Origin of the sequence: Actinoallomurus sp. CA-150999 (genome assembly GCF_050942425.1) — a bacterium.
GTDB lineage: Bacteria > Actinomycetota > Actinomycetes > Streptosporangiales > Streptosporangiaceae > Actinoallomurus.
This window is the reverse complement of sequence record NZ_CP192063.1, coordinates 5,322,267-5,345,725: the sequence shown is the minus strand read 5'-3', so window position 1 is coordinate 5,345,725 and position 23,459 is coordinate 5,322,267. Positions and strand designations below refer to the sequence as shown.

Annotated in this window: 25 protein-coding genes; 14 read left to right on the top strand and 11 right to left on the bottom strand. The window is 68.7% G+C overall.

The window, feature by feature from the left end:
• Window positions 1-83: 83 nt before the first annotated feature.
• Window positions 84-617 (bottom strand): NUDIX domain-containing protein, encoded by a 534-nt coding sequence (locus ACQP2O_RS25000; RefSeq protein ID WP_433189773.1) that lies wholly within the window; start codon window positions 615-617, stop codon window positions 84-86.
• 51 nt (window positions 618-668) lie between these two features.
• Window positions 669-2,132, bottom strand: coding sequence for a hypothetical protein (locus tag ACQP2O_RS24995; RefSeq protein ID WP_433189768.1), 1,464 nt, complete (start codon window positions 2,130-2,132; stop codon window positions 669-671).
• 383 nt (window positions 2,133-2,515) lie between these two features.
• Here ACQP2O_RS24995 and ACQP2O_RS24990 point away from each other — a divergent pair, with 383 nt between their 5' ends.
• The 8 genes from ACQP2O_RS24990 to ACQP2O_RS24955 all read left to right on the top strand — a co-directional run bounded on the left by ACQP2O_RS24990 (window position 2,516) and on the right by ACQP2O_RS24955 (window position 7,554).
• Window positions 2,516-2,896 (top strand): hypothetical protein, encoded by a 381-nt coding sequence (locus tag ACQP2O_RS24990; RefSeq protein WP_433189765.1) that lies wholly within the window; start codon window positions 2,516-2,518, stop codon window positions 2,894-2,896.
• The gene (locus tag ACQP2O_RS24985) at window positions 2,886-3,206 is read left to right on the top strand and encodes a hypothetical protein (RefSeq protein ID WP_433189762.1); all 321 of its coding nucleotides are present in this window, start codon (window positions 2,886-2,888) and stop codon (window positions 3,204-3,206) included. The genes ACQP2O_RS24990 and ACQP2O_RS24985 overlap by 11 nt, the downstream gene beginning before the upstream one ends.
• 26 nt (window positions 3,207-3,232) lie before the next feature.
• Window positions 3,233-4,348, top strand: a complete 1,116-nt coding sequence (locus ACQP2O_RS24980) for a radical SAM protein (protein WP_433189759.1) — start codon at window positions 3,233-3,235, stop codon at window positions 4,346-4,348.
• Complete coding sequence (locus ACQP2O_RS24975) at window positions 4,345-4,473, top strand: hypothetical protein (protein ID WP_433189756.1); 129 nt, start codon at window positions 4,345-4,347, stop codon at window positions 4,471-4,473. The genes ACQP2O_RS24980 and ACQP2O_RS24975 overlap by 4 nt, the downstream gene beginning before the upstream one ends.
• 73 nt (window positions 4,474-4,546) lie before the next feature.
• On the top strand, window positions 4,547-5,407 hold the full coding sequence (locus tag ACQP2O_RS24970) for a GNAT family N-acetyltransferase (RefSeq protein WP_433189753.1): 861 nt from the start codon (window positions 4,547-4,549) through the stop codon (window positions 5,405-5,407).
• Window positions 5,408-5,590: 183 nt separating this feature from the next.
• Window positions 5,591-6,214: a hypothetical protein gene (locus tag ACQP2O_RS24965; protein ID WP_433189750.1), complete on the top strand. Its 624-nt coding sequence runs from the start codon at window positions 5,591-5,593 to the stop codon at window positions 6,212-6,214.
• A 107-nt stretch (window positions 6,215-6,321) separates the two neighbouring features.
• Window positions 6,322-7,224 (top strand): IS5 family transposase, encoded by a 903-nt coding sequence (locus ACQP2O_RS24960; RefSeq protein WP_433189747.1) that lies wholly within the window; start codon window positions 6,322-6,324, stop codon window positions 7,222-7,224.
• 132 nt (window positions 7,225-7,356) lie between these two features.
• The gene (locus ACQP2O_RS24955; protein ID WP_433189744.1) at window positions 7,357-7,554 is read left to right on the top strand and encodes a helix-turn-helix domain-containing protein; all 198 of its coding nucleotides are present in this window, start codon (window positions 7,357-7,359) and stop codon (window positions 7,552-7,554) included.
• Between the two features lie 89 nt (window positions 7,555-7,643).
• Here ACQP2O_RS24955 and ACQP2O_RS24950 read toward each other — a convergent pair whose 3' ends face one another.
• The 6 genes from ACQP2O_RS24950 to ACQP2O_RS24925 form a co-directional block, all read right to left on the bottom strand.
• Window positions 7,644-8,105 carry a S26 family signal peptidase gene (locus ACQP2O_RS24950; RefSeq protein ID WP_433189741.1) on the bottom strand — a complete coding sequence of 154 codons (462 nt, stop codon included), beginning with the start codon at window positions 8,103-8,105 and terminating at the stop codon, window positions 7,644-7,646.
• Window positions 8,102-10,033 carry an ABC transporter ATP-binding protein gene (locus ACQP2O_RS24945; protein ID WP_433189738.1) on the bottom strand — a complete coding sequence of 644 codons (1,932 nt, stop codon included), beginning with the start codon at window positions 10,031-10,033 and terminating at the stop codon, window positions 8,102-8,104. Before ACQP2O_RS24945 ends, ACQP2O_RS24950 begins: the two co-directional genes overlap by 4 nt.
• Window positions 10,030-10,599 carry a peroxiredoxin family protein gene (locus ACQP2O_RS24940; protein ID WP_433189735.1) on the bottom strand — a complete coding sequence of 190 codons (570 nt, stop codon included), beginning with the start codon at window positions 10,597-10,599 and terminating at the stop codon, window positions 10,030-10,032. Before ACQP2O_RS24940 ends, ACQP2O_RS24945 begins: the two co-directional genes overlap by 4 nt.
• 25 nt (window positions 10,600-10,624) lie before the next feature.
• Complete coding sequence (locus ACQP2O_RS24935; protein ID WP_433189732.1) at window positions 10,625-11,167, bottom strand: MauE/DoxX family redox-associated membrane protein; 543 nt, start codon at window positions 11,165-11,167, stop codon at window positions 10,625-10,627.
• Window positions 11,168-11,300: 133 nt separating this feature from the next.
• The gene (locus ACQP2O_RS24930; RefSeq protein WP_433189729.1) at window positions 11,301-11,504 is read right to left on the bottom strand and encodes a hypothetical protein; all 204 of its coding nucleotides are present in this window, start codon (window positions 11,502-11,504) and stop codon (window positions 11,301-11,303) included.
• Between the two features lie 112 nt (window positions 11,505-11,616).
• Window positions 11,617-12,162: a TlpA family protein disulfide reductase gene (locus tag ACQP2O_RS24925; protein WP_433189726.1), complete on the bottom strand. Its 546-nt coding sequence runs from the start codon at window positions 12,160-12,162 to the stop codon at window positions 11,617-11,619.
• A gap of 520 nt (window positions 12,163-12,682) precedes the next feature.
• Here ACQP2O_RS24925 and ACQP2O_RS24920 point away from each other — a divergent pair.
• Window positions 12,683-13,684, top strand: coding sequence for an alcohol dehydrogenase catalytic domain-containing protein (locus tag ACQP2O_RS24920; RefSeq protein ID WP_433189723.1), 1,002 nt, complete (start codon window positions 12,683-12,685; stop codon window positions 13,682-13,684).
• A 28-nt stretch (window positions 13,685-13,712) separates the two neighbouring features.
• Here the strand turns inward: ACQP2O_RS24920 and ACQP2O_RS24915 are convergent, their stop codons facing one another.
• Together ACQP2O_RS24915 and ACQP2O_RS24910 are read right to left on the bottom strand one after the other, a co-directional pair.
• Window positions 13,713-14,402 (bottom strand): GNAT family N-acetyltransferase, encoded by a 690-nt coding sequence (locus ACQP2O_RS24915; protein WP_433189720.1) that lies wholly within the window; start codon window positions 14,400-14,402, stop codon window positions 13,713-13,715.
• A 76-nt stretch (window positions 14,403-14,478) separates the two neighbouring features.
• The gene (locus ACQP2O_RS24910; RefSeq protein WP_433189717.1) at window positions 14,479-15,930 is read right to left on the bottom strand and encodes a carboxylesterase/lipase family protein; all 1,452 of its coding nucleotides are present in this window, start codon (window positions 15,928-15,930) and stop codon (window positions 14,479-14,481) included.
• 110 nt (window positions 15,931-16,040) lie between these two features.
• On the opposite strand from ACQP2O_RS24910, the gene ACQP2O_RS24905 reads away from it, so the two are divergent.
• Window positions 16,041-17,018, top strand: coding sequence for an Lrp/AsnC family transcriptional regulator (locus tag ACQP2O_RS24905; RefSeq protein ID WP_433189714.1), 978 nt, complete (start codon window positions 16,041-16,043; stop codon window positions 17,016-17,018).
• A 216-nt stretch (window positions 17,019-17,234) separates the two neighbouring features.
• The gene (ligA, locus tag ACQP2O_RS24900; protein ID WP_433189711.1) at window positions 17,235-19,229 is read left to right on the top strand and encodes an NAD-dependent DNA ligase LigA; all 1,995 of its coding nucleotides are present in this window, start codon (window positions 17,235-17,237) and stop codon (window positions 19,227-19,229) included.
• Window positions 19,230-19,329: 100 nt separating this feature from the next.
• On the opposite strand, the gene ACQP2O_RS24895 is transcribed toward ligA, so the two are convergent.
• On the bottom strand, window positions 19,330-20,307 hold the full coding sequence (locus tag ACQP2O_RS24895; RefSeq protein ID WP_433189708.1) for a hypothetical protein: 978 nt from the start codon (window positions 20,305-20,307) through the stop codon (window positions 19,330-19,332).
• Window positions 20,308-20,626: 319 nt separating this feature from the next.
• Here ACQP2O_RS24895 and ACQP2O_RS24890 point away from each other — a divergent pair, with 319 nt between their 5' ends.
• From ACQP2O_RS24890 to ACQP2O_RS24880, 3 genes are all read left to right on the top strand, one after another.
• Window positions 20,627-20,803: a hypothetical protein gene (locus ACQP2O_RS24890; protein WP_433189705.1), complete on the top strand. Its 177-nt coding sequence runs from the start codon at window positions 20,627-20,629 to the stop codon at window positions 20,801-20,803.
• Between the two features lie 54 nt (window positions 20,804-20,857).
• The gene (locus ACQP2O_RS24885) at window positions 20,858-23,134 is read left to right on the top strand and encodes a protein kinase domain-containing protein (RefSeq protein WP_433189702.1); all 2,277 of its coding nucleotides are present in this window, start codon (window positions 20,858-20,860) and stop codon (window positions 23,132-23,134) included.
• Window positions 23,135-23,252: 118 nt separating this feature from the next.
• Window positions 23,253-23,444, top strand: coding sequence for a hypothetical protein (locus tag ACQP2O_RS24880; RefSeq protein WP_433189699.1), 192 nt, complete (start codon window positions 23,253-23,255; stop codon window positions 23,442-23,444).
• Window positions 23,445-23,459: the final 15 nt, after the last annotated feature.

The following is a 23,459-nucleotide window of genomic DNA, read 5'->3' as shown; positions in this document are numbered from 1 at the left end:
CCGGGACAGAACTGTCAAGCATCAGGTGGGACTAGACACTCAGTAGCCCGGCTGGCTCGTCTGTTCCGCCGGTTGCTGGTCGGTCAGGCTGTTGCTTCGGACAGGACGTGGAGCAAGGCGATCAATGTTGGGCCGCTGACGATCTCGCCCTTTGCGATTCGGGACCGGATCTCGGACAGCGGAATCCACTCGATGCGTTCGGCTTCGGTGATGTCGGTCGGCGGGCCGATGTGTTGCGCGCCGTCCGCACGGTACAGATAGTGCTCGGTGTTGATGGAGCCGTTGGACGGCTGGGAAGCGACGATCAGTTGCAAGGAGCCTGGGCGCCAGCCGGTCTCCTCTTCGACCTCCCGGCGTGCGGCCTCCTCCGGCGATTCACCTTCGTCGATGCGGCCGGTCGGGATCTCCCACCCCCATGTGTCGGTCACGTGCCGGTGTCTCCACATGAGGAGGGCACGGTGCTGATCGTCAACGACGACGGCTCCCGCCACAGGACGCGCCATGCGGACTACATGCTGCTCGAACCGCTGGCCGTCAGGTAGCTCGACATCGACGAGGTCAAGGCTGATCCACGGGCTTTCGTAGATGGCCCGGCGTCCGTGGATCGTCCACTCCATGTCGGCGCTCCTTCTGTTGAACGGTCTCGTGGGATGCGGGCAAGGATCGATCTACATCGAGACTACGGGAAGCTTGGCGCGGACATACTCGGCCAGTTCCCATACCCCATCCTCGTCCGGATGAAGTTCGAGCGCTCCGACAGCGAACGCGTGGAGACGCTTCGTGACTCGGGGGGAGCGGAGCCCAGCGGCTAGATCAATCGCCGTCCGGGCATCCTGGCATGCCTGTTCCACCTCGCCCTGCGCGAGATGGACGTTGGCGAGCCCGACGAAGTCGAGGGCACGACTGCGGACGTACAGTCCGTCGCGCAAGTTGAGCGCTTCGTTGATTCGACGCTCGGACTCAGCGAGGTAATGCACTGCCTTCGCCTGGTTGCTCTTCGCCAGAACCTCAAAGCAAGCCCCCGCCACCCCCGCGAGCTCCGCCACGCCGAAGAGTCCGGCGGTGCTGCCCTGTTGGGAGACGAGTTGGGCGGCCTCTTCGAGGGTCCGATGGACCGCGGTGTCGGCACCGTGGTGCGCGTGGATCCATGCCTCAGTGGTTATCAGCAAGGCAGTCGTGTCGGGGCCGAGGCGCTGACCGAGCGATGTTCTTGTCTGTTGTACAAGCTGTAGCGCTACGCCTTGCCCGTCGACGCCGGACTGCAGATGTTTGCGGGCCATCGAGTTGGCGACACGGGCTCCGAGCGAATGATTGCCGGCCTCTTTGGCCGCCTTGAGCGCGAGCCCCAGGTACCGGAAGGCCTCGCTTCGGTGACCAGTGTCGTCGGACATCTGTGCGGCGGTGATCGCCAAACGGGCGGTTATGCCTAGGAGCCGACGGGTTATAGCGCTGGGCTGGGGCTCGTCGAGCAGGTCAGAGACCTCGCTGAGCTGGCCGATGACCGCCTTGCGTCGCAAGCCCCCGCCGAACTGGTGATCCCAGGCGCGGAAGGCATCAGCAGTGATCTCTAGCTGTCTGAGCTGCTCAAGACTGAGACGACCCGGTGAGAAGTGAAGGACGCCCGGAGGGAGCCTGTCCTGATCTCTGCACCAGTCACGGAGCAACGCGAACGATCGTCCCGCGTCGCGGTCAGCGTCTTGGCCAGGTTCAGCGCCACCAGTGAGACCGGTAAGTACGAGATTCGTAATCTCCGCTGTCAAGCCTTGCATGGCTGTTGTCGCTATTGCTGCCGTTCCGCCCGCCTCGGGCGTGTTCGGCCGATCTGACTGGACAGCTTCCGACTGGGTGGCTGGACGAGGAGTGGAGGGCAACGGATGCGAAGAGACAGACCGTGGCGCGAGGCCGAGGGACATCCGCGCATGGTCGGGCATCCCGATGCCTTCGGCGATGCGCTGGTACATCTCCAGCTTCTCAACGCGAACGAGGCTGTTGATGTACTTGCTGATCTTGCCCTGGGTCGTCTCCAACGCGACCGCCAGTTGGGTCTGAGAGGCTCCGGCGTACTGGGCCACGAGTTTCAGAAGCGGACCAACGTCCCCTGAAGATCGTGCCACTTCGAGGGCCGTGGTCATCTCGGACCGGCTCCACAGTGAGTCCGGCACATTGACAGGAGCGACTACGCCGCCTGACATCGCACCTCCCGCTGCGCCTTCAGGCCCCGATCGTATACCCAGGCGAGGTATATCCGCAGGGCATGACGCTAGGGAATGGGTTTGCCGGGCGCCGTCGGCCACCTTGTTCGCATGCGGAGTTCGGGACAGGTCGCGTCGATTGACCAGGCACGCAATAAGCAGGCACGGAAGAGGACAACAACGGGCTTGACAGAGTCCGAACGTCAAGCGTTGCTCGCCGAGATCGCCCGGCGGGTGACCTCGTCGCCGAGTATGCGGGCCGAACGGTCTGCCTAAGCCGGCCAGACGCGTCGACTTGGGTGACGTGATGAGCTGCGGGACCGGTGGCGTCGATCCACACCTTCAACGCCTCCGCCACCGGTCCCGCGTCCAACCAGAAGGGTGCTTCGGTGGACAGCGCGGAACAGCACAAGCGAGAGATACGCCTCCTAGCCGATCTGGCGCGAGAACTGGCCGGCTTCGGCTTTCAGGTCGGAATGAGTGACGCGGTGCCGGCCGCCTTCATCCACTCAGCCACGGGGCGGCTTGTCGTCGTGATCGCGGTGACGGGTGACTACTTCGGCTGGGATTCGAGGGCTGGCAGCCACCCGGTGACGGATCCGGCTGGGGCGGCTGCTGCCATCGCCGCGCATGCCTGGACCCGCACGGGAGCGCCGGCGGTTCGTACCGCCCTGACGGCGGAGGTGCGACGGCATGACGCGTGACCTGGACGCCGTGGCGTCCGATCTCATGGCAGATCACCCTGGATGGATCGTGCTGCCCGACCAGCGGTACCTGATGCTGGTGGCGCTTCCAGGGCATCTGCGTAACGCCTTCTGGATCTACGACACCGATCCGGATCGCCTGGCCATTCGTATGGCCAAGGCCGAGAACTACCTCCGCAAGGAGCACACGAACGCCCCGGCCCGGCGGACGACGCGCCCTCCCCAACACCACAACCAGGGACGCGGCTCACCTGGTGAGCGCTCCGAACCCTCCCGGCCAGCAGCCCGCCCAAAGCACATGGTCCGCTGATGAACGCGACTCCAAGAAGAGGCATCATGCACGAACTGATCGTCAGTCCCTTCCTCGGCAGCCACGTCATACTTCGCCCAGGCAAGCCGAACGGAATCAAGATCTCTCAAGCAAGATATGAGGAGATCACGAAGGCCGACAGTTCCGCACCGGCCTGGCTCACCGAATCGGCCCGTAACGCATGGAGCATCGACATCTCTGACCGCCCACTGCGGGAGACCACCCTCATCCGCATGGACAGCGGATACGGATATGGCCGAGCGTCCTACGAACTGAACCTCGGCTGCAATTACGACTGCGAACACTGCTATCTCGGCCGGAAGAAATTCGAGGGCCTGGAATGGCCAGACCGCGAACGGTTGCTTTATATCCTGCGTGACGCAGGTGTCCTCTGGCTCCAGCTCACCGGCGGCGAACCGATGATCGACCGCCTGTTCCGCGAGGTCTACCAGCGCGCCTATGAGCTGGGCATGATGTTAACTCTCCTGTCCAACGGGTCCCGGCTGTTCAATCCAAAAGTCCTCGACCTGCTCACCACGTGCCGCCCGCACCGCATCACGCTCAGCGTGTACGGCGCGACCGAAGAGAGTTACGACGGGCTGACCCGGCGCAAGGGCGCGTACCGCCTGTTCATGAAGGGACTGCACGCCGGGCACGAGGCGGGTCTCCCCCTCGCACTCAGCATGATCGTCACCAAGCACAACGCCCACGAGGTCGACCAGATGCGTGCCCTCGCCGACCGCCTGGGCATCCCGATGGACGAGTACGTCAACATGGTGCCGACGATCTACGGCGGTGCCGAAACGCTGCCGTCACAGTCCAAGGAACACCTGCGCAAACGCCAGGTGTTCAAGGGCTGCAACGCCGGTCACACCTTCTTCCACGTCGACCCGTTCGGCAAGGCGAGTATCTGCAAGGTGGGACGCGACCCGAACGTCCCTCTCATGGAGGAAGGCGTCGAAGGCTTGGCACGGCTGGGCTCGATCGCCGATCGGCTACTTCTACGTCAAGGCGGCTGCTCGGGCTGCCAACTCCAGGGCACCTGCGGCACATGCATGCCGCTCGTCCAGCTCTACCGCAAGGCCAAGGCACCGCTGGCGGCCTACTGCCAGCACCGAGAGCCCAGAGAGGAGGAAAAATGACCGTGGACCTGCTCCAGCCGGCGCCGCCCATGTCGGGCGATGAGATCACGTTCCTGGACGACATCGACGCACTGTCGGACGGCAACCTGCGCTCATGCAGCGCAGGTGACGACAACCCATTCTGATCGAAAGATCAAAGCAGGCTCCGGCTTTTAGGTCGGAGCCTGTTTCATGTGTGACTTTCGTTATACTAGTTGCGTGAGATTCCGGTGGGACTGGCTCAGCTCGGCGATTTCCGTTCCGTACGTCCCTACGCTCGGACCGGTCAGACCACAGGCCCTATCCGCAGAACTTTTCGACGCGGTGGCGTCAGTCGCTCACACAGGCCATTTCCTGCCCTACAACAAAGACCGGCGCTGGTCCTCAACGAAAGACGAACGGGTGATCACACAAGAGATCATCCACCGGCCCGAACTCACGGTGATTCCGACACTGTCGACTCGTGGGCGCGGCGTGCTCAAAATCCACTACTACGGGCACGGCGAGCCCGATGTCGGTCATGCGAGCGAGTGGTCCCGAACATGGATGATTACCTATGGCGCGGCGACTGGCCGTCTCATCTGGTTCGACGACATGGGCGAGGGCGCACGCACGCGCTTGATGCTCAAGACCTTCGAAGATCAGGAACCGGGTGACTCCGGGGCGGTGATGAGCCTGAAGGATTGCCCGTACGCTTCTACCTTCCCGGCGTTCACTGAGGAGATCGGCCCTGAGGGCTTCGCCTTCCTCTACCAACGGATGCAAGCCGGAATCGACGACGGGCCTGTCCTGGTTGCGGTGCAGGATGATCGCATCGTAGGTGCCATTGGTCCACTGGCGACAATGACCGACTCGACCGGTGCCATTATCCAGCCGCCCCAGTACTTCGCCGTCCATCCGGGCTACCGGAGCCGCGGTCATGGACGGAACCTGTGGCGCGCCTCGATGGCCTGGGGCCGAGCGAACGGTGCCGGCCATAAGGTCCTTCAAGCCTCCGTCGGCACACCGGCCGAACAACTCTACCTGTCAGAAAGACTCGTGACGCTCGGTTTCATGCACGCCGTTGGCGTCGGTTCCTGAGCCCGTGATCAGAGATCCTTGGTGCGCTCGTCGAGTGCTTCGATCTTCGCGCACATGTGTCCGATAACGAAACGTCTCCCATCAACCGATGGTTGTACGCCCAGCAGCCCGGCTTGTGTCCCGATAGATGCTTGTCTCTTCAGTCCCGCCACATGCTTGGCACCCACCCGTTAACCTCTTCGCGTGAGCTTCGGCACTTACGCGCGAAAGGTGCGTAATGCGCGCCTGCCGTACAGCCGCCGGGTATCAGCGCTCCGATCGTGTGTTCAGCTGTATCGGCCGATCGGCTTCCATGCGGGCCTGAGCTTCTTGGAGGAGATCGCGGGGCCGTTCCAACGCGATGAAGCATCCCTCCTGCGGGCCCTCGATGCGCTCACCGCAAGCCGTGAGGGCTGGCAGGCCGAGGTCCGTGAGTACGCAGCCATGCGTCGGCAGGCAAAACGTCGAGGCCAGCGAAGCCCCCGGCCCAAAGACCCGAACCCCAGCCACTTCCCCAGACACTGGTATGGCACCCCCCGGCAGGCGGCCCTGCACGCCCTGAAGGTCTGGCAGCGTGCCCGTCTCCCTGCTCTCCTTGCGCCGCCCGACCAGCTGAAAGAAAACCTGAACTCCTGCGTGATTGCGTCTCTTGACTCGGGCGGTCCACTGACGATGGACCAGCGGCAGATGCTTTCCGACTGCATCGCCGAACTTCAGCTGCGCCTCACGCAGCCTGGCCTGTGGAGCAACGACCAGGTCGCTTACTTCCGCGTGCGGGACCTCCTGGCAGTCGCCCGGTTGATGGAGATCGCCGCCGACGTGAGCTAGGGCTTGTCTCGAAGTCCGGTGTGTGACGGTGTGTCGTGATCGCTAAGCAAAGAGGTCTCCGGTAGAGGGTTCATCGACCAAGAAGAACCTGAAATACCGGAGACCTCGTGACCACCCTAGCGGTGACGAGGCGGTTCGACCTGACCGATGAGCAGTGGGCGCGCTTGGAGCCGCTGCTTCCGGTGGCCAAGCGGCCAGGTCGGCCGTCGGAGTGGACGAAACGGCAGCTCATCGATGGGATTCGGTGGCGGGTGCGGGCAGGCGCGCCGTGGCGGGATGTGCCGGAGTGCTACGGCTCCTGGCAGGCGGTGTACTCGCTGTTCCGCCGCTGGCAACGGGCGGGGGTATGGGCGCGGGTCGTCACCGGCTTGCAGGCCCGGGCCGATGCGGCCGGGCTGATCACCTGGGAGGTGAGCGTGGACTCCACGATCGCCCGGGCCCATCAGCACGCCGCCGGGGCCCGCACCCGCCCGGATCAGCAGAAAGAACCTCCCGACACAGTCGGCGGCGAACCAGCCGATCACGGGCTGGGGCGTTCACGAGGCGGGCTGACCACCAAGATCCACCTGTCGTGCGAGCAGGGACAAAAAGTCATGTCCCTGCTCATCACCGCCGGCCAGCGGGGAGACTCACCCCAGTTCCAGCCCGTCCTGGAGGCGATCAGCGTGCCCAGGGTGGGTGCGGGTCGTCCTCGCAAACGCCCCGGCAAGGTCCGGGCCGACAAGGCCTACAGCTCACGCGCGAATCGTGCCTACCTGCGCCGACGGGGCATCTCGTGCACGATCCCGCTCAAGACCGACCAGATCCGGCACCGCAAGAACCGGGGCAGCCGCGGTGGCCGGCCACCCCGGTTCTGCGCGATCGACTACCGGCAGCGCCATGCCGTGGAGTGTGGAATCAACCGGCTTAAACGACACCGTGCGGTGGCCACGCGGTATGACAAGCTCGCCGTCCGCTACGAGGCCACACTCCACATCGCCGTCATCAACGACTGGCTGACCTGCCTTTGAGACAGGCCCTAGAGCACTCATCATAGATCGACCGCCAAGCATCAACTGGGACAGAAGTGGGCGGATTCAAGTAGTCCACGCAAAAGGCTCGGTGAGTCGAGAGGATTTCTCGATGAGCTAAGGAGGCTGTGGATGCGGCCGCATCTGACGATGGAGCAGCGGCAACTGGCACTTCGGCTGAAAGCGCGCGGTTTGTCGCTGCGTGAGATCGGCCCGCAGGTGGGCTGTTCGCATCAAGGCGTGGCACTGATCGTGCGGTGCTTCCCGGCGGCCGGTCCGTCACGATGGCTGGGTGCCCGGGCCGGGGCGGCTGCCCGTGGCCGATCGTGAGCCCGTCTGTTGTTGTAGTGCTGTGAAGCTACCCCTACGTTCGTCCTCCACCGTCGCCGCCCGACGGCACGGTTGATCCCGCTTCCGGATCAGGCGGTGGTTCGCTCGTCCCCGGTGCGCAGCCGCAGCAGCACCACTCCGTACATCCGGTCCGTCGGGCACAGGCCCCACTGTTTCGAATCCTCCGAGCTGGGGTGGTCTCCGCGCAGCGCCAGCATGCCCGGCGGCACGCGGCCGGGCCGGTCCCCCGCCACCCAGGCTGGTACCGGGTCCCCAGTCGCCGCGACGACCCGTTTGACGTACCACCCGGCGGCGCCAGAAAGGTCGACGGGGCCGTTCCACCCCGTGTGCCGGTCGGGCCGCTGGACGACCACGAGCCGGCCGGGCCTGGCCCGGCGGCGGTGGCGCAGCACCAGCAGTACATCACCATGGTGCAGGGTCGGGGTCATGCTGCCGCCCCGTACGGTGACGGTGGACAGCAGCAGCCGGGCTGCCAGCACGGCCCCGATCATCAGCGCCGCCGCGACGGCCCAGCTCAGGGCCTGGCTCATCCGGCGGCCATCGTGGTCGGCGCCGTCTCGCTCTCCCCGGGCAGCGGCGCGGCGCTGCCCGCCGGCGGCGCCGGGTCCTCCTGGTAGCCCTCCGCCTGACTGCGGAAGAGCTGGGCGTAGACGCCGTCCGGGGACGCGATGAGGGTGGCGTGGTCGCCGCTCTCCAGGATCTGGCCGTCCTGCACGACGACGATCCGGTCGGCGCGGCGTACGGCGCTGAGCCGGTGGGAGACCAGGACGCTGGTGGAGCCCGCGCGCAGTTCCCGGAGCCGGTCGTGGACCGCCGCCTCGGCCATCGCGTCGAGGCCGGAACTGGGCTCGTCCAGGATCATCAGGTCGCGGCCCTGACGCATCAGCCCGCGGGCCAGCGCCAAACGCTGCCACTGCCCGCCGGAGAGGTGGACGCCGCTCGTCCGTGCAGCCTCCTCATCGTCGTCCTCCTCGTCTCCCGCGTGGAACACCCTGCTCAGCATCGTCTGGTAGCCGACCGGCAGCCGCTCGACGGTCTCGTGGACCCCGGCGCGCTCGGCGGCGGCGCGGACCCGCTCCTGGTCCTCGATCGCCGCCAGGTCCCCGAGCCCGATGTTCTCGGCGGCGGTGAGGTCGTAGTCCATGTAGTCCTGGAACACCGCCCCGATCCGCTGACGCAGCTGCGCCACGGGAACGTCGCGGATGTCCACCCCGTCCCACAGCACGGCACCGCGCTGCGGATCGTAGAACCGGCAGAGCAGCTTGACGAGCGTGCTCTTGCCGGCGCCGTTGAGCCCGACCACGGCCAGGCTGGTGCCGTACGGGATGGTCAGATTCAGCCCGCGCAGCACCCACGGGGCGTCCTCGCCGTAGCGGAACCACACATCGCGCAGTTCGATGGAGTGGGCCAGCGGGGCGAGCTCCCGGGGCTGCAAGGGCCCGGCCAGGTCGTCCCGGCTCCCGACCACCGTCAGATAGTGGTGGAAGACCAGAGCGGACTGATGTCCCATGGCGATGCCCTGCACCAGCGAGCTGAGCCCGGACTGGAGCCCGGCCAGGGCGCCGATGAAGACCGACACATCGCCGATGCTGATCGTCCTGGCGGCCGCGGCGTGCACGGCCCACACCAGCCCCCCGGCCGCCAGCAGCGCCCCGAGCGCGGCGAGGAAGACCTGGACGCGCACCACGCCTCGCTCCAGCCGGTCCTCGGCGTCGTTGGCCGCGCGCAGTTCGGTGAGCATCCGGCCGTGCAGGAAGCTTCCCAGCCCGAACAGGCGGACCTCCTTGGCGGCCTGCAGGTCCGTCAGCAGCATCTGGTAGAAGATCTTGCGCCGCATCCCGGGACTGGTGCGCCACAGTAGGCCCGCCCGCCGCCGGCTGAGCGTCAGATGGGCGATCATCGCGGGTGCGGCGGCGGCCAGCGCGGCGCCCGCCATGATCGGGTTGATCGCCACCAGGGTGCCCAGGAACCCGACGATGCCCAGGGTCCCCTGCAGGGTGGACAGGCCCATCTGGACGAGCTGGTCCGGGGCGTGTTCGGCGGACTGCTGGGCCAGCCGCAGCCGGTCGTGGAAGCGCGGTTCCTCCAGGCGCGCCAGCCCGTTCATCCGGTTGACCGCGTCGAACAGCCGGTCCTGTGAGAGCAGGCCGATGGCGCGCCGGGCACGCCCCTGCGCATAGGTGGTGACGGCCGAACTGGAGGCCATCGCGATTCCCAGGGCACCGATGCCGGCCGCCATCCACACCAGCGCCCCGGTTCGGGGGTGGGCGGCGGTGAGCTCGTCGAGCGCGACCTTGGTCAGCCACGCGGTGGCCACCGGCGCCGTGCCACCGATCACCGCCATGACGAGCTGGAGGAACAGCATGCCGGGGCATGCCTGCCAGGCGAGCGCGTAGGCCGCCTTCATCCCGCGGATGACGGAGACGCCGGACTCCGTCACGTCATCGTCGCCGCTCACGGCATCGAGGGCAGCGCGGTCTCGCCCAGTCCCTGCAGGCCGACGCCGGCGGCGGTGGCGACCCCGTCGGGGCCGTAGTGGGCGAACCCGGGGTAGAAACGGACCTTGAAGGCGGCGCCGACGGGCGAGTCGAGGAATTCGGGCACCACATGGTCCGCGACGCCGGCGAGCCGGGCGGCCAGTTCACTGCCGGCCGCGTCGACGCCGACCACCGTGGCGAGCACCTGGCCTCCCGCGTCCCGTACCCGGCGCGCGTGCTCGGCGAACTCCGGCACGCTGTCGTCGCAGCTCGAGCAGTCCAGGGACAGGAAGGCGATCAGCGCCGGCCGGCCGGCCAGTTCGTCCCTGGTGACCGTCGCGCCGTCGGCGGTGGTCGCGGTGAACTCGGGCATCCGGTCTCCGGGCGCGATGCCCAGTTCCGGGTCCCCGTGGTCGTGGCCATGGTGCCGGGCGGCCGGCGGAGCGCCCAGGCGGGCACGCCAGCGACGCACCACGGCCACGGTCAGCACGAGGTTCAGCGCGGTGATCACCGCGACGAGAACGAGCCCTGCGACGAGGTATTCCACGGATGTCCTTTCCGGCTCCGGTGCCTCACCGGCCGAGGTCCCCGGCCGCGACCGGGGACTGGAAGAGCGCGGCGATGTCATCGACGAAGACGGTCAATGCGGTGAGCACGCCCGCTGAGACCACGGCCAGGGCGATCCCCGGCACCTGGCCGGGAACGCCGTCGCCTAGGGACAGCGCCACGAGCGAGCCCAGGATCGCCGCCGCCAGCAGCACCGCGTTGCGGGCGATGTGCCAGCCGCTCATAGGTACTTCGCTCGCGCCGAAGCAGGCGCACTTCACCTTCTTCCCGCGGGCCACGACGAGGGTCGGGACGGCCGTCAGGCCGCAGCAGAACAGCGCGGCGGCGAGGAAACCGACGGTGACGGTGGCGGGCAGGGCCAGCAGCAGCGCGATGAGCAGCTCGGCGGCCGGGACCAGCACGGCCAGCGGGCGGCGCAGCCGCGCGGGGATGAAGTCGAAGCCTTTCAGGGATGCGGCGAAGACACCTGGTGAGCGCAGCTTGGCCACCGCCGCCAGCGTCATCACCAACGCCAGAGTGACGCGGCAGGCGAGCGATACGTACAGCACGGAAACTCCTGGAAGAGGTGGTGCGTGAGCGCCCCTGACGGAAGTGGGCCCATGCGTTCGGGGAACGCCGGAGCCGACGTGGCCGCCCTCGGCGAGGGCGGCCACGCCGGCCGTCACGCAGGCCGGCGAGGCGTCAGCAGTAGTTCTGGCTGTAGCTGTACCAGGCGCCGCAGTGAGTCACACAGGCACCGTTGAGCGAGCAGGTGCGCCCGAAGCAGGTGCCGCCCATTTCCTTGTACTCCATCCACGAGTCCGGCGTGCAGCCGGCGTCGGCGGTGGTCGTGGGAAGCAGCGTCTCGATGGCGCGGGTGACACGCTGGGTCACGCTTTGGAACATGGTTCCTCCTTGTGGGGGGTTAACTGTTTCCACGCACGGGCCGAGTGCCGCCGAGAAAGGGTCGAACGCGGCGGACGAGGCCCGCGGGGCATGGGGGTGGCGCTTCGGCGCGTTAAGTGGCGGCCAGTTCGGTGCGCAGGGCGGCGAGGCCCACGCCCGCCGAGGTCACCATGCCGTTGGGGCCGTACCAGGCGTAGGTCGGGTAGTGCTTGGCTCCGTACCGCTGCGACAGCTCGGCCTTCGAGTCCTCGGCGATCACGATGTCCATCACGTCGCTGAGCATCGCGGCCAGCTCGCTGTCGGCCGAGTCGTCTCCGTGGACGATCGCCAGGGAGGTCCCCCCGGCGGCCCGCAGCCGCTCGGCGTGCCCGGCGAAGACGGGTACGGCCTCGACGCAGGCCTTGCACGTGAGCGAGAAGAATCCGACCAGGGTCTCCTTCCCGAGCAGGGTCCGCTCCGTCACGGCGGTGCCGTCGAGGGCATGGGCCGAGAAGTTCGGAATCCGATCGATCATCCGGACGTTGGAGACGGCTCCGGTAGTGGGAAAGCCGCCTGCGGCATCCAGCTCTCGCCACCGACGGAGCATGACCAGAAGGATCGCCAGGTTCAGCACACCGACGACGCCGACCAGCACCAGCCCCACTACAGCGAATATCACGACATGCGTCCTCTCCCAGAACCTACGGGAACCGGTAGGCCGCGGCCACGCGCCCATGATCGTCTAAAAGTGATCTTGCTGCAATGCCGGATATGCAACGACCCAAAATCCCTGGTTCCAGCGGCCCATCCCTCCGCACACGGGCACACGTTGATCCGGCTAGGGACAGGTACGCCCGGCGCCGTGACAGGGCCGGGAGGGGATGCTCAGGTGGCGTCGTAGACGCGCGCCTCGGGTACGAGGATGAGGTAATCCTTACGGGCCGGGTGACGCCGTACGCCCGCGCAGCGGCGCTGAACGACTCGGCCTCGGCGCCCGCCTGCGCGTACCGGAGTCCTTCGAGGTTCCGGCGACCCACCATAAGCATGCCTTATCACTGCATTCGCGGATGTCCCCTACCGGGCTCGTCTTCCGCTATCTACGGTGGGACTTCTGCCGATTAATCATAACGATCAGCTATATAAACCGTCGTGTCCCAAGCGGAAGGAGCGCTGTGTCAGACTCCGCCATCACCATGTCCGTGACTGAGCCCGGAGCGCCGCTGAAAGCCTTCGTGGCGGAGACGACATCGCCGATGGGCACGTGGGTCCGTGTGTCGGTCACGGCGAGCGGAGTGTGCAACGCCGACATCGCGACGGCCGCAGCCACCGGCCCGGGTGCCTCCTTTCCGGTCACCCCGGGACACGAGGTCGCCGGGGTCATCGCAGAACTGGGCGGCCAGGTCGAAGGCTGGGCGGTCGGGGACCGCGTGGCCGTCGGCTGGTTCGGCGGCAGCTGTGGGCACTGCGCGTTCTGCCGCGCCGGTGACGTCGTCCACTGTCCCGAACGCAAGGTGCCCGGCCTGTCCTATCCGGGTGGCTGGGCGCAGAGCATCACCGTGCCCGCCGACGCGCTCGCGCGCATCCCCTACGGTCTCGACCTCTCTGAGGCGGCACCGTTCGGCTGCGCGGGCGTGACGACCTTCAACGCCGTACGCGGGGCCGGCACGCGCGTGGGCGGACGAGTCGCCGTGTTCGGGATCGGTGGACTGGGGCACCTCGCCGTTCAGTTCGCGGCAAAGCTCGGTTACGAGACCATCGCGATCGCCCGGGGCGGGGACCGCGAGGAACTCGCCCGCGGCCTCGGCGCCCACCACTACATCGACGGCAACGCCCAGACGCCCGGAGCCGCCCTGAAGGAACTCGGCGGCGCGGACCTGATCGTCTACACCGCCTCCTCCACCGCCCCCGTCGACGAACTCCTCACCGGGCTGAACACGCACGGACAACTCACCCTCATCGGTGTCGACGCCGGATCCCTGACCGTTCCAGTCGCCCGGCTCGTCGTGAACGGCCACACCATCACCGGACACCTGACCGGCAGCGCACACGAGACGGAGGAGGCGATGGAGTTCGCCGTCACCACCGGCGTACGCCCCATGATCGAGCGCATGCCGCTGGAACAGGCCGGCGAAGCCGTTGCCCGGCTGCGCTCCGGAGCTCCCCGCTTCCGCATCGTCCTGGACACCGCCCGCGGGAAGTGAGCAGGCTCTCCACCAGTGCCCGAGGCCGTCAGGGCGTGCGGAACCCCCGGAAGGTCACGTGCCTTCGGGTCTCGAAACCGAGCCGCTCGTAGAGACCGATGGCGCCGGTGTTCGTCTCGGCCACGTGCAGGAAGGGACGTTCGCCGCGCGCCAGGATACGCGCGACGAGCGCGCTGACCAGGCGGGCGGCGTGGCCTCGCCCGCGCGCCTCGGGAGCCGTGCAGACGGCGCTGATCTCGGTCCATCCCGGTGGCCGGAGCCGTTCGCCCGCCATCGCCACCAATGTGCCGTTGTCGCGGACGCCGAGAAAGGTGCCGAGTTCATGGGTGCGCGGCCAGAACGGCCCCGGTTGGGCCCGCGCGACGAGGTCGAGCATCTCGGGCACACTGTCCGCGCCCAGTTCGACCACACCGGCCTCGGCATCGGGGTGGCTGCTGCCGGGCCAGACCATCTGCCGGCCTTGGAGGACGAAGACCGGCTCCCAGTCCGACGGCGGGGTCGCGGGGCAGCCGAACATGTCGGCGAACTCGCCCGGGCCGAGCAGCCGGGCGAGGTCGGCCCACTCCTCCGGATCCGGGTCGGCGGTCACCGCGGAGAAGGTCGCGACTTCCGGCAGGTAGGTGGCGGCCCGGCCCCATCGGCGGGCGAGATGTGCGTGGCGACCGCGGAGTGATTCGCCCACCGGGTCATCGAGTGCGACGGCGTCGCGGTTCCCCATCGTGCTGCACCTCTCGTCTCGTACGGGCTCTATCAGGATTCCGTACGGGCCCACACCAGGTCGCCCTCGCCTCCCCTCAGCCGAAGTGCCGGATGCGCGTGGCCGTCGCGGGCGCGTAGGGCGGCCAGTCGTTCACCGATCCGGTCGTGACGAACTCGGCGACCGCGGTCGCGAAGCCGTGTCCCAGGGTCCGCTCGGAATCTGTGGGCTTGCCCAGCATCGCGCTGTCCGGGTAGGCGTCGAAGGTGTTGAATAGGAAGGGCAGTTCGCCGCAGTGGGTGGCGCCCAAGGCGTGCTCGTCCTCGGCCGGCTGGTAGTCGAATCGGTAGACGTAGGTCGCGTTGCCACCTGCCGCGTGGTGGTCGGCGATCTGCAGCGCGCCGTCGCTGAACAGCTCATCGGTCTGCACCGCGGTGAAGATCTGCGCCGGCGTCGCCCGCGGAAGCCGGGCGGCATGCCGCTGGTAGACCTCGTGGGCCTGTTCGCCGATCTGACCGGTCAGGATGTCCAGCGCGCCGGCGGACGTGAGGTTCTGGATGCGCGGGTCGAAGGCGTAGAAGGCCGTCGCCTCGTCCCGGGTGGTACCGATCAGCAGCGCCTTGCCGTCCAGGGCGCCGTCGGCGAGCGCCCGCTGCCAGGAGCGGGGAAGACCAGGGCCGCCGAGCACCGGATACATCGGCGGGGCCACGTTGCCCGGACGCGCGAGTCGCCCCGCGAGCCGGCCATAGGCGGACAGTAGCTGTTCGACGGGCAGTGCGCGCAGGGCCGTCGCGGCGTCCGCGTCGCTCGCCACGTCGAGCAGCCGCAGGTACGCCTCGGCGTTCTCGGCCGCGTTCTGCGGGTCCTGCGGCGGCAGGCCGAAGGGGCCGCTTTCCAGCAGCACCCGGGTGACGAGTCCCGTCGTCTGCGGATCGAGCGCCAACGACAGGGCCGAGTACGCCCCGGCCGACTGCCCGCCGACCGTCACGTCGCGCGGGTCGCCGCCGAACGAGGCGATGTTGTCCTGCACCCAGCGCAGCACGGCGGCCTGGTCCTGGGGGCCGAGGTTGGCGGCGCCGATCTCCGGCAGGTACAGGTAGCCGAGCGGGCCCACCCGGTAGTTCGCGGTCACCACCACGATGTCGCCCAGGGCGGCCAGCGGGCCCCCGTCGTACCAGTCCCATCCGCCGGAGCCGCTGGTGAAGCCGCCCCCGTGCCACCAGACCAGGACCGGACGGGCCGCACCGTCCTCGAACGTCCGCAGCGGACTGTGGACGTTGACGGTCAGGCTGCCGTCCTCGTTCCAGTCCGGCACGCGGTGCCCCATCACCTGTTCCAGCCGGGAGGCCGCCTGCGGGACGGCCGGTCCGGCCTGCGTCGCCTCCCTCACCCCGGTCCATCCCGGGTGTGGCCGTGGCGGCGCGAAACGCAGCTCACCGACCGGCGACGCGGCATAAGGGATTCCCCGGAAGGAGATCGCCTCGCCCTGCGCGACGCCTCTGACCTTGCCGCGATCCGTGTCCACGATCCGGCCTTCGGTGCCCGTCATCGTGCTCCCCTCTCTGGTCTCGGTCGCTCTGAGCCGTTCTATCCGGGAGCACCCATCTGAGCCAGAAACCGGGATGTTGGGCGCGAATACAGGACATATTATCTCATGATATGGAGAAAGTAGGCCATCGGTTGAATGACACGGACAGCCGGATCGCCGCCGCGATGCTGGCCTCGCCTCGTGCCTCGTGGCGCACGGTCGGCCGCGTCCTCGGCATCTCGGAGCGCACCGTGGTGCGTCGTGCGGCACCGCTGTTCCACGACGGAACGCTGCGGGCCACAGCCGTGCGCAACCCCGTGTGGTTCCCTGACCTGATTCCGCTGGCCCTGCGCATCCGGTGCCGGCCCAACCGGATCAGCGCCATCGCCGCCACCCTGGCCCGTCGTCCCGACACCATCTGGGTGGACGTCCTCGGCGGTGGCGACGAGATCTGCACCATCCTGTTCCTGGACGGGCCGGACGCACGCAACACGCTCTTGCTGCGCGACCTGCCCGCCACACCCGCGGTCCAGTCGTGGACCTCTCATGTCCTCCTGCGGGTCTTCCCGGCCGCCTTCGACTGGAGCGGCGGGCTGCTGTCGGAAGCCGAGCTGGCCGGCCTGCGGCCGGACACCTCCGCCGCGCCCGCCCGCTCCGCCCTCCTGCCCGTCGACCACCAGTTGATCGCCGCGCTGATCGAGGACGGACGAGCCTCCTATACCGACCTCGCCGCCCGCGCCGGCACCACTCCCCTCACCGCCCGCCGCCGGCTGGAGGCGCTGGTGGGCGGCCAGGCCCTCAGACTCGCGACCGAAGTCGACCTCGCCCGGCTGGGCATCCGTACCGAGGCGCTCCTATGGATCACGGTCGCGCCCGGTGGCCTGGAGGAGACGGGCCAGCGGCTCAGCCGCCACCCGCAGGTACGCTTCGCCTCCGCCACCACCGGCCCGGCCAACCTCCTCGTGGCCGTCGCCGCGGCCGACCTCAACGCGCTCTACCACTTCCTGAGCGACACCATCGGTGCCCTCGACCACGTCTCCACCGTCGAGGTCACCCCCATCCTGGCCGGGGTCAAACGGACCGGTCTGGTCCGCCCAGGAAGCCTCTGAGCGGACCACACGTCGTCTTCGGCAACGTCGCGCAGCGCCGGACGCGCGACCGGTGACCGGGTGGTGCGGTGGCGTTCTCCGGCCGAAGCATGGCCCGGCGGTCGGGTCGGAGGAACGTATCGATGGCGTTCCCGGGGCGCGTCTTCCCGTCCGTGCCGAGCACCCGGCGGGCTCTGCGGGGCGTGGATGTCGGTGGCCTGACGTTTAATCGGGGGGGTGAACATAGGTGAGCGCATTGCTGAGCTGACCGCTGAGGTCAAGCGGCTGAACGACCTGTATTACGGCACCGGCGACAGCCCGCTGCCAGACGCCGACTACGACGCGTTGAAGGACGAGCTGGCGGCGCTCGTCGCCGAGCACCCGGAGCTGGAGCCGGCCGACAGCCCGCTCGGCAAGGTCAACGCGCCCGCGGAGCTGACCGGCCCGACGGTGCGGCACGCGCGTCCGATGCTCTCATTGGCGAAGGCGACGGGTGAGGAGCAGATCCGCACCTTCTGCGAGCGCTTCCGCGGCCAGGTGTTCCGTGTGTCGGAGAAGCTCGACGGGCTCTCGCTCAGCGTGGTCTACCTCGACGGGAGCCTGGACCATGTCGCCACGCGCGGCACGGGCACGGTCGGTGAGCTGGTGACCGAGAAGGTGCGGTACGTGATTCCCGGTCTGCCGGTCGAGATCGACGCGCCGGGGCGTGTGGAGGTCCGCGGCGAGGCGGTGATGCTGCGGTCGGTGTGGGCCGCCTACAACGAGGCGCACCCGGACCGTACGCTGACCAACCCGCGGTCGGGCGCGGCCGGGACGCTGGTGCTGAAGGACCCCGCGGCTGCCGCGGCCGCCAGGCGGCTGCTGCGGTTCTTCGCGTTCGGTGCCGACCGTGACGGCGCCGCGCTGGAGATCCCGGCGGGCTTCGAGCCGGTCGCCCAGTACGTCTGCGCGAGCGCCGAGGAGGTGCTGGCGGCGATCGAGGAGATCGGCGCCCGCCGCGACGGGCTGGACTACGACATCGACGGCGCGGTCGTCCGGTTGCACGAGCCGGAGGCGTTCGACGCGGCGGGCTTCAACAGCGCCGAGCCGCGCGGGGCGATCGCGTTCAAGTACCCGCCGGAGGAGAAGCTGACGAGGCTGCTGTCGGTGGAGTGGCCAGTGGGCAAGATCGGCCGAGTTCCGCCGCGCGCGAGGGTCGCGCCGGTGTTCGTCGGCGGCGTGACCGTGGAGAACGTCACCCTCCACAACCCCAGGCTGATCCGTGAGCGCGACCTGCGGATCGGGGACATGGTGGCGGTCGTACGGCGCGGCGACGTGATCCCGTTCGCGGGCCGCTCGCTGCCCGAGGAGCGCGACGGCACCGAGGTCGAGATCATCCCGCCGGCGCACTGCCCGTCGTGCGGTTCCGAGCTGGAGGTCCGCGGCACCGGCGAGGAGCGCTGGTGTGTGAACCTGCAGTGCCCGGCGCAGGTGACGCGCCGGCTGATGCACTGGGCCTCGCGGCAGGCGGCCGACATGGAGGGCGTCGGCGACGTCTGGATCGAGAAGCTCGCCGAGGACGGTGTGCTCAAGCGCCGTAGCGACTTCTATGACCTGACGGCTGAGCAGTTGCTCGGCTATGAGCGGATGGGCGAGGTCAGCGCCAGGAACATGGTCGACTCAATCGCATCCTCGAAGGGCATGGGGCTACGGCGCGCGCTGATCGGCCTGGCGATCCCGATGGCTTCGGAGGGCACGGCCAAGCGCCTGTGCCTCGCCGGCTACGAGCGCATCGAGGACGTCGCCGCGGCGACGGCCGAGGACCTGGTGGCGATCCGCGACATCGGCCCGAAAGCCGCCGCGAGCGTCGTCGCGTTCTTCGCCCGCACAGAGATCAAGGAGGAGATCGCCATGCTGCGTGAGCGCGGCGTCGACCTCGACGTGCTGGACGAGGACCGGCCGCTCGACGCGGCGGCCGCGAGCGACTCGCCGCTGAAGGGTAGATCGGCCGTGATCACCGGTGCGTTCACCGACCCGCGCTCGGGCGCGAAGATCAGCCGCCCGGACGTCACGCGCCTGGTCGAGCAGGCGGCGGCGACGACCGCCTCGTCGGTCTCGGCCAACACCGACTACCTGCTCGCCGGCGACAACGTCGGAGCCGCCAAGACCGCCAAGGCCGAGAAGCTCGGCGTCACGGTCGTCCGGCAGGACGAGCTGTGGCAGTGGCTGGCCGAGGCCGGCGTGCTCTCGTGAACGGGTGCTTGCCCTACGTCTCACCCTGTGCACTCCTGATCCAGGCCGATGGCCCCGCATGCCAGTCCAGGCATCAGCGGGGCCACCGGGCGTCGATCTGTCAGGTCACGCCGCCCTGGGCGTCGAACATGGCCTTCACCGCGTCATCGAAGTAGGACGCCCGGTTCCAGCCCGTGCTGTCGAGTGTGCTCATCACACCGTCGACCTGCCCGAGTCCCGTGCTGTCGTTGAAGTTCATCAGCCAGCCGCTGCCGCTGGAGCCGCCGTTGAAGTTGCACTGGAGCTTGATGGTGCCTCCGCCGCCGTCACTGGTCGTGCCCTGGCACCACTGCTGGATCTCACCGTTGTTCGCGTTGGCGGGGTAGCCGAGGATCGTGATGGCGACGGAATTCCCCCAGTTCCAGTTGAGGCCGTGGCCACCGACGACATTGACGAGCTTGTTGCCGTTGAGCGGCCAGGTCGTCACCATGCCGACGTCGCGGCTCAGGTCGCTGCTGCTGATCCAGGAGTTGAAGGTGCGGAACTCCTTGGCCGCGAACGTGCCGAACGGCCGCGCTCCACTGCGGTAGCGCGGCACGAACGTCCAGTTCTGCATCCAGTTCCCGCCCGCGCCCTCATGGACGCAGTGGCCGGCCGTGATGACGAGTTGCTTGGAATCGCTGTTCAGCGCGCTCGCGGAGCAGACCCAGTCGCCGCCGCTCGGCTTGTGGAAGAAGACCTTGCCGGCCACCGCCGACTCGGTGATCATCGGCGAGACTGAGCCGGAGGCGGCGGGCTTGGCCGGCGGAGTGGAGCCCCGCGGGCCGCTCGGTCGAGTGGGCAGTGCCTTGGTCAGCGGGCCCGGAGTCTGTTCCGGAACCGGGGTGGCGTGACGCATCCGCTCCGGGGTCCAGTAGTCGGCCACCTTCTTGAGGGCGGCCGCCGAGTCGACGGCCTGGCCGTCGCTGAGGCGCGCGGTCGCGCTCGTCGTCCCGGCGGGGTTCGGGGCGGCGTGCGCGGTCGCGCCCGCTCCCGCGAATCCGATCATGAGGGCCAGCGCGGCCCCCGCCGACAGCACCCATCGGCGTACGTACGACATTCGGTCTCCCATTACTCATCGCGTCGCCCGACCTCAACGAATTCCTTGACTCGGGTCGACAGGCAGCAATGAGAGCCGATATCCAGTGATTTACCTATACCTGCGGAGTGTCCGCAAGCGGCCAGCTCACGGCGTCCGAGGCAGGACCGTCCACAATTCATTCGCGGTTCATCGGCGGGTCGCCACCGAGGAGCCGCCTCGGCGGCCCCGCGCCCTCCGGAGAGGTAACGACCGAGGTTTATGGCGGCGGCCCGACGACGCCGCGCGCAGAGCTGGGCTTCTTCGAAGACCCACCCCCGACAGACCCGCCCTCGACGAAGTGGGCACACCTGATCGGCACCCCCGACCCCGGCAAGCCCTGGGGGGTGACGGCAAGGCCCGCCTGATCCAGTACCTCGACACCCGGATCGTCGCAGCCGCTGTCCCCAACGAGGACATCGACGGCATCCGCCGCGCGACCATCGACGGCCGGTTCACGGGGAGGGCCATTTCGTGAAAAGATTCGATCCAGATAGACAGATATGTTCCTCTGATTCGAGGATAGGTATCGATGGGTCCGCTGGAGGCGGCCGATCCGCAGCGGGTGGGGCCGTACCGTCTGGAGGGGCGGTTGGGCGGCGGCGGGATGGGCCAGGTGTTCCTCGGGCGTTCACCCGGCGGCCGGCCGGTGGCGGTGAAGCTGGTCCGGCCGGAGTTGGCGGGCGACGCGCGGTTCCGGGAGCGGTTCGCCGTCGAGGTGGAGGCGGCCCGCCGGGTGGGCGGCTTCTACACCGCGCAGGTCGTCGACGCCGATGTGCAGGCCGATCAGCCGTGGCTGGTCACCGCTTACGTCCCAGGCCCGTCCCTGCACGAGGCGGTGCGGGCACACGGGCCGCTGCCCGCGACGGCGGTGGCCGTTCTAGGGGCCGGCCTGGCCGAGGGACTGGTCGCGATCCACGACCGCGGCCTGGTGCATCGCGACCTCAAACCCGCCAACGTGATCCTGGCCGACGACGGACCCCGCGTGATCGACTTCGGCATCGCCCGGGCCCTGGATGCCACCCACCACACGACCTCGATCGTCGGTACCCCGGCGTTCATGTCACCCGAACAAGGACGAGGCGACCCGCTCGGGCCGCAGAGCGACGTGTTCTCCCTCGGGTCGGTGCTGACCTTCGCCGCCACCGGCACCAGTCCTTTCGGCACCGGGGCGGCCCACGCCGTCGTCTACCGCGTCGTCCACGACCAGCCCGACCTCACCCGCCTGGCCGGACTGCCGGCGCGACTCGCCGATCTGATCACCGCGTGCCTGGCCAAGAACCCCGCTGACCGGCCCACTCTGGCCGCCGTCCTCGACACCCTCGGCACGGCGCCCGACCTGCCGACCCGGTGGCTGCCGCCGGCCGTCACCACAATGGTCGCCGAACGGAGGGCGACCCCCGGCAGCGCGCCTCCGGCCCTGGACGGTTCCGGCATGGGCCACACGCGATCGGGCGCCCCTGCCCAGCCGCCCTCAGCCGAGCCGGAGCGTACGGGCACCGCCCCGAAGGCGCGTGAACTCGTCGCCGCGGGACCGTCCGACGCGCTCGCGGTCGCGTCCAAGCCAGGGGTGACGCATCAGCCCGGTCCTGGTCAGGCGGCCACCCGGGCGGACCAGGCACCGCCCGCGCTCGGCCCGGCGCGACCTCGCCCGCGTACGCGGCTGACGCGACGCACCCGCGCCATGCTGGCGGCGGCTGCGGCCCTGGCGTTGACGCTCGGCACCGCGACGGCCCTCAGCTTCTCCTCATCACCCGCACGGGGAAAGGCACGGTCGCGGGCGCCCACCGCAGTGCGCACCCCCACCCTGTCCCCGGACACCCTCCTGGCCAAGGGAGCGAGTGTCGATCACGCCGTGTTCAGCCCGGACGGCACGACCTTGGCCAGCGCCAGCCGGCATCAGCGCACCATCCGGCTGTGGAATGTGTCCACCGGCAGCAACACGACCACTCTCACCGCTCCGGGGAACGTCCTCGCCCTCGCGTTCGGCTCCGGCGGCACGACCCTGGCCGCTGCCAGCGACGTCAGCGGCTACGGCACCCGCATCGAACTGTGGGACCTGTTCAACGACAAGATGACCGACACCCTCCCCCGCAGCGGCCTCCTCGGGGCGTACATCACCGGCCCGTCCCTGCTGTTCAGCCCGGATGGGAGCACCCTGGCCAGTGCCACCAACGACGCCCACGCCAAGGACGTGTACCAGGACATCGTTCAGCTGTGGGATACGGCCACGGGTCGGGTCACGGCGAGCTTCTCCGTCCACGGCCACATCCTCGGCATGGCCTTCAGCCCCGACGGCAGGACCCTCGCCACCAGCGACAACGCCTCCGGGGCACCCGGAACGCGAGTCGTCCGCCTCTGGGACGTCACGGGTGACCGCGCCAACGGCGTCATCAACACCGGTTCCGACGGCGGCCCCTGCGACCAGGGCGTACGCTCGCTGTCCTTCAGCCCGGACGGCAAGGCCCTGGCCGGCGGCTGCGACGGCACCACCACGAAGAACGGTGTACGGCTCTGGGACGTCACGACCCGCCAGGTCATCACCCCGTCACCCGGGTACGGCGGCAACTGGATCGCGTTCAGTACCACCGGCGGCACGCTCGCGAGCTTCAACTGCCCGGTCACAGAGGAGAGCTGCAGCGGAGCGCTCCACGTATGGATCAGCGATGCGACCACCCGTTACGCCACCCGTGAGAACGACCTCGCCCCTCAGCCCGGCGGCGTCCGGGCCCATGCCTTCAGCCCCAACGCGACGACACTGGCCCTCGGGTACGACAACGGCGCCCTCCGGCTCTGGAAGCTCCGCTGAGCCTGGCCCGACAGGGCGCCGCTCCGCGTCCGGAACGGGCGGAGGAGCAGGCCTTCCGCGTCGTCATCCGTAGCTCGCCGTGGCACGTCTTTACCGCGGAGGGACTGAAAGGGGCGCGATGGACGATGGCTACTGGATGGACTACGGCGACGACTGGCCGCCTCCGCCAGAGGCCTTCAGGCTGCGCTCGCAGCCGTCACGTCCCCGCCGGCTCCTCCGCGCTTTACGCCTGCACGGCGCCCCGATCATGGGCTGCGTCGTCTGCCTGTGGTGGTCGCTCCGTCAGCTGCTCATCGTGCTGTTGAGCTGACAAATGCGCCCCGCT

Coding starts and splice junctions, on each gene's coding strand:
- ACQP2O_RS25000 (WP_433189773.1), bottom strand. CDS start 617: ATGGAGTGGACGATCCACGGACGCCGGGCCATCTACGAAAGCCCGTGG.
- ACQP2O_RS24995 (WP_433189768.1), bottom strand. CDS start 2,132: ATGACCACGGCCCTCGAAGTGGCACGATCTTCAGGGGACGTTGGTCCG.
- ACQP2O_RS24985 (WP_433189762.1), top strand. CDS start 2,886: ATGACGCGTGACCTGGACGCCGTGGCGTCCGATCTCATGGCAGATCAC.
- ACQP2O_RS24980 (WP_433189759.1), top strand. CDS start 3,233: ATGCACGAACTGATCGTCAGTCCCTTCCTCGGCAGCCACGTCATACTT.
- ACQP2O_RS24975 (WP_433189756.1), top strand. CDS start 4,345: ATGACCGTGGACCTGCTCCAGCCGGCGCCGCCCATGTCGGGCGATGAG.
- ACQP2O_RS24955 (WP_433189744.1), top strand. CDS start 7,357: ATGCGGCCGCATCTGACGATGGAGCAGCGGCAACTGGCACTTCGGCTG.
- ACQP2O_RS24950 (WP_433189741.1), bottom strand. CDS start 8,105: ATGAGCCAGGCCCTGAGCTGGGCCGTCGCGGCGGCGCTGATGATCGGG.
- ACQP2O_RS24930 (WP_433189729.1), bottom strand. CDS start 11,504: ATGTTCCAAAGCGTGACCCAGCGTGTCACCCGCGCCATCGAGACGCTG.
- ACQP2O_RS24915 (WP_433189720.1), bottom strand. CDS start 14,402: ATGGGGAACCGCGACGCCGTCGCACTCGATGACCCGGTGGGCGAATCA.
- ACQP2O_RS24910 (WP_433189717.1), bottom strand. CDS start 15,930: ATGACGGGCACCGAAGGCCGGATCGTGGACACGGATCGCGGCAAGGTC.
- ACQP2O_RS24905 (WP_433189714.1), top strand. CDS start 16,041: ATGGAGAAAGTAGGCCATCGGTTGAATGACACGGACAGCCGGATCGCC.
- ACQP2O_RS24895 (WP_433189708.1), bottom strand. CDS start 20,307: ATGTCGTACGTACGCCGATGGGTGCTGTCGGCGGGGGCCGCGCTGGCC.
- ACQP2O_RS24885 (WP_433189702.1), top strand. CDS start 20,858: ATGGGTCCGCTGGAGGCGGCCGATCCGCAGCGGGTGGGGCCGTACCGT.
- ACQP2O_RS24880 (WP_433189699.1), top strand. CDS start 23,253: ATGGACGATGGCTACTGGATGGACTACGGCGACGACTGGCCGCCTCCG.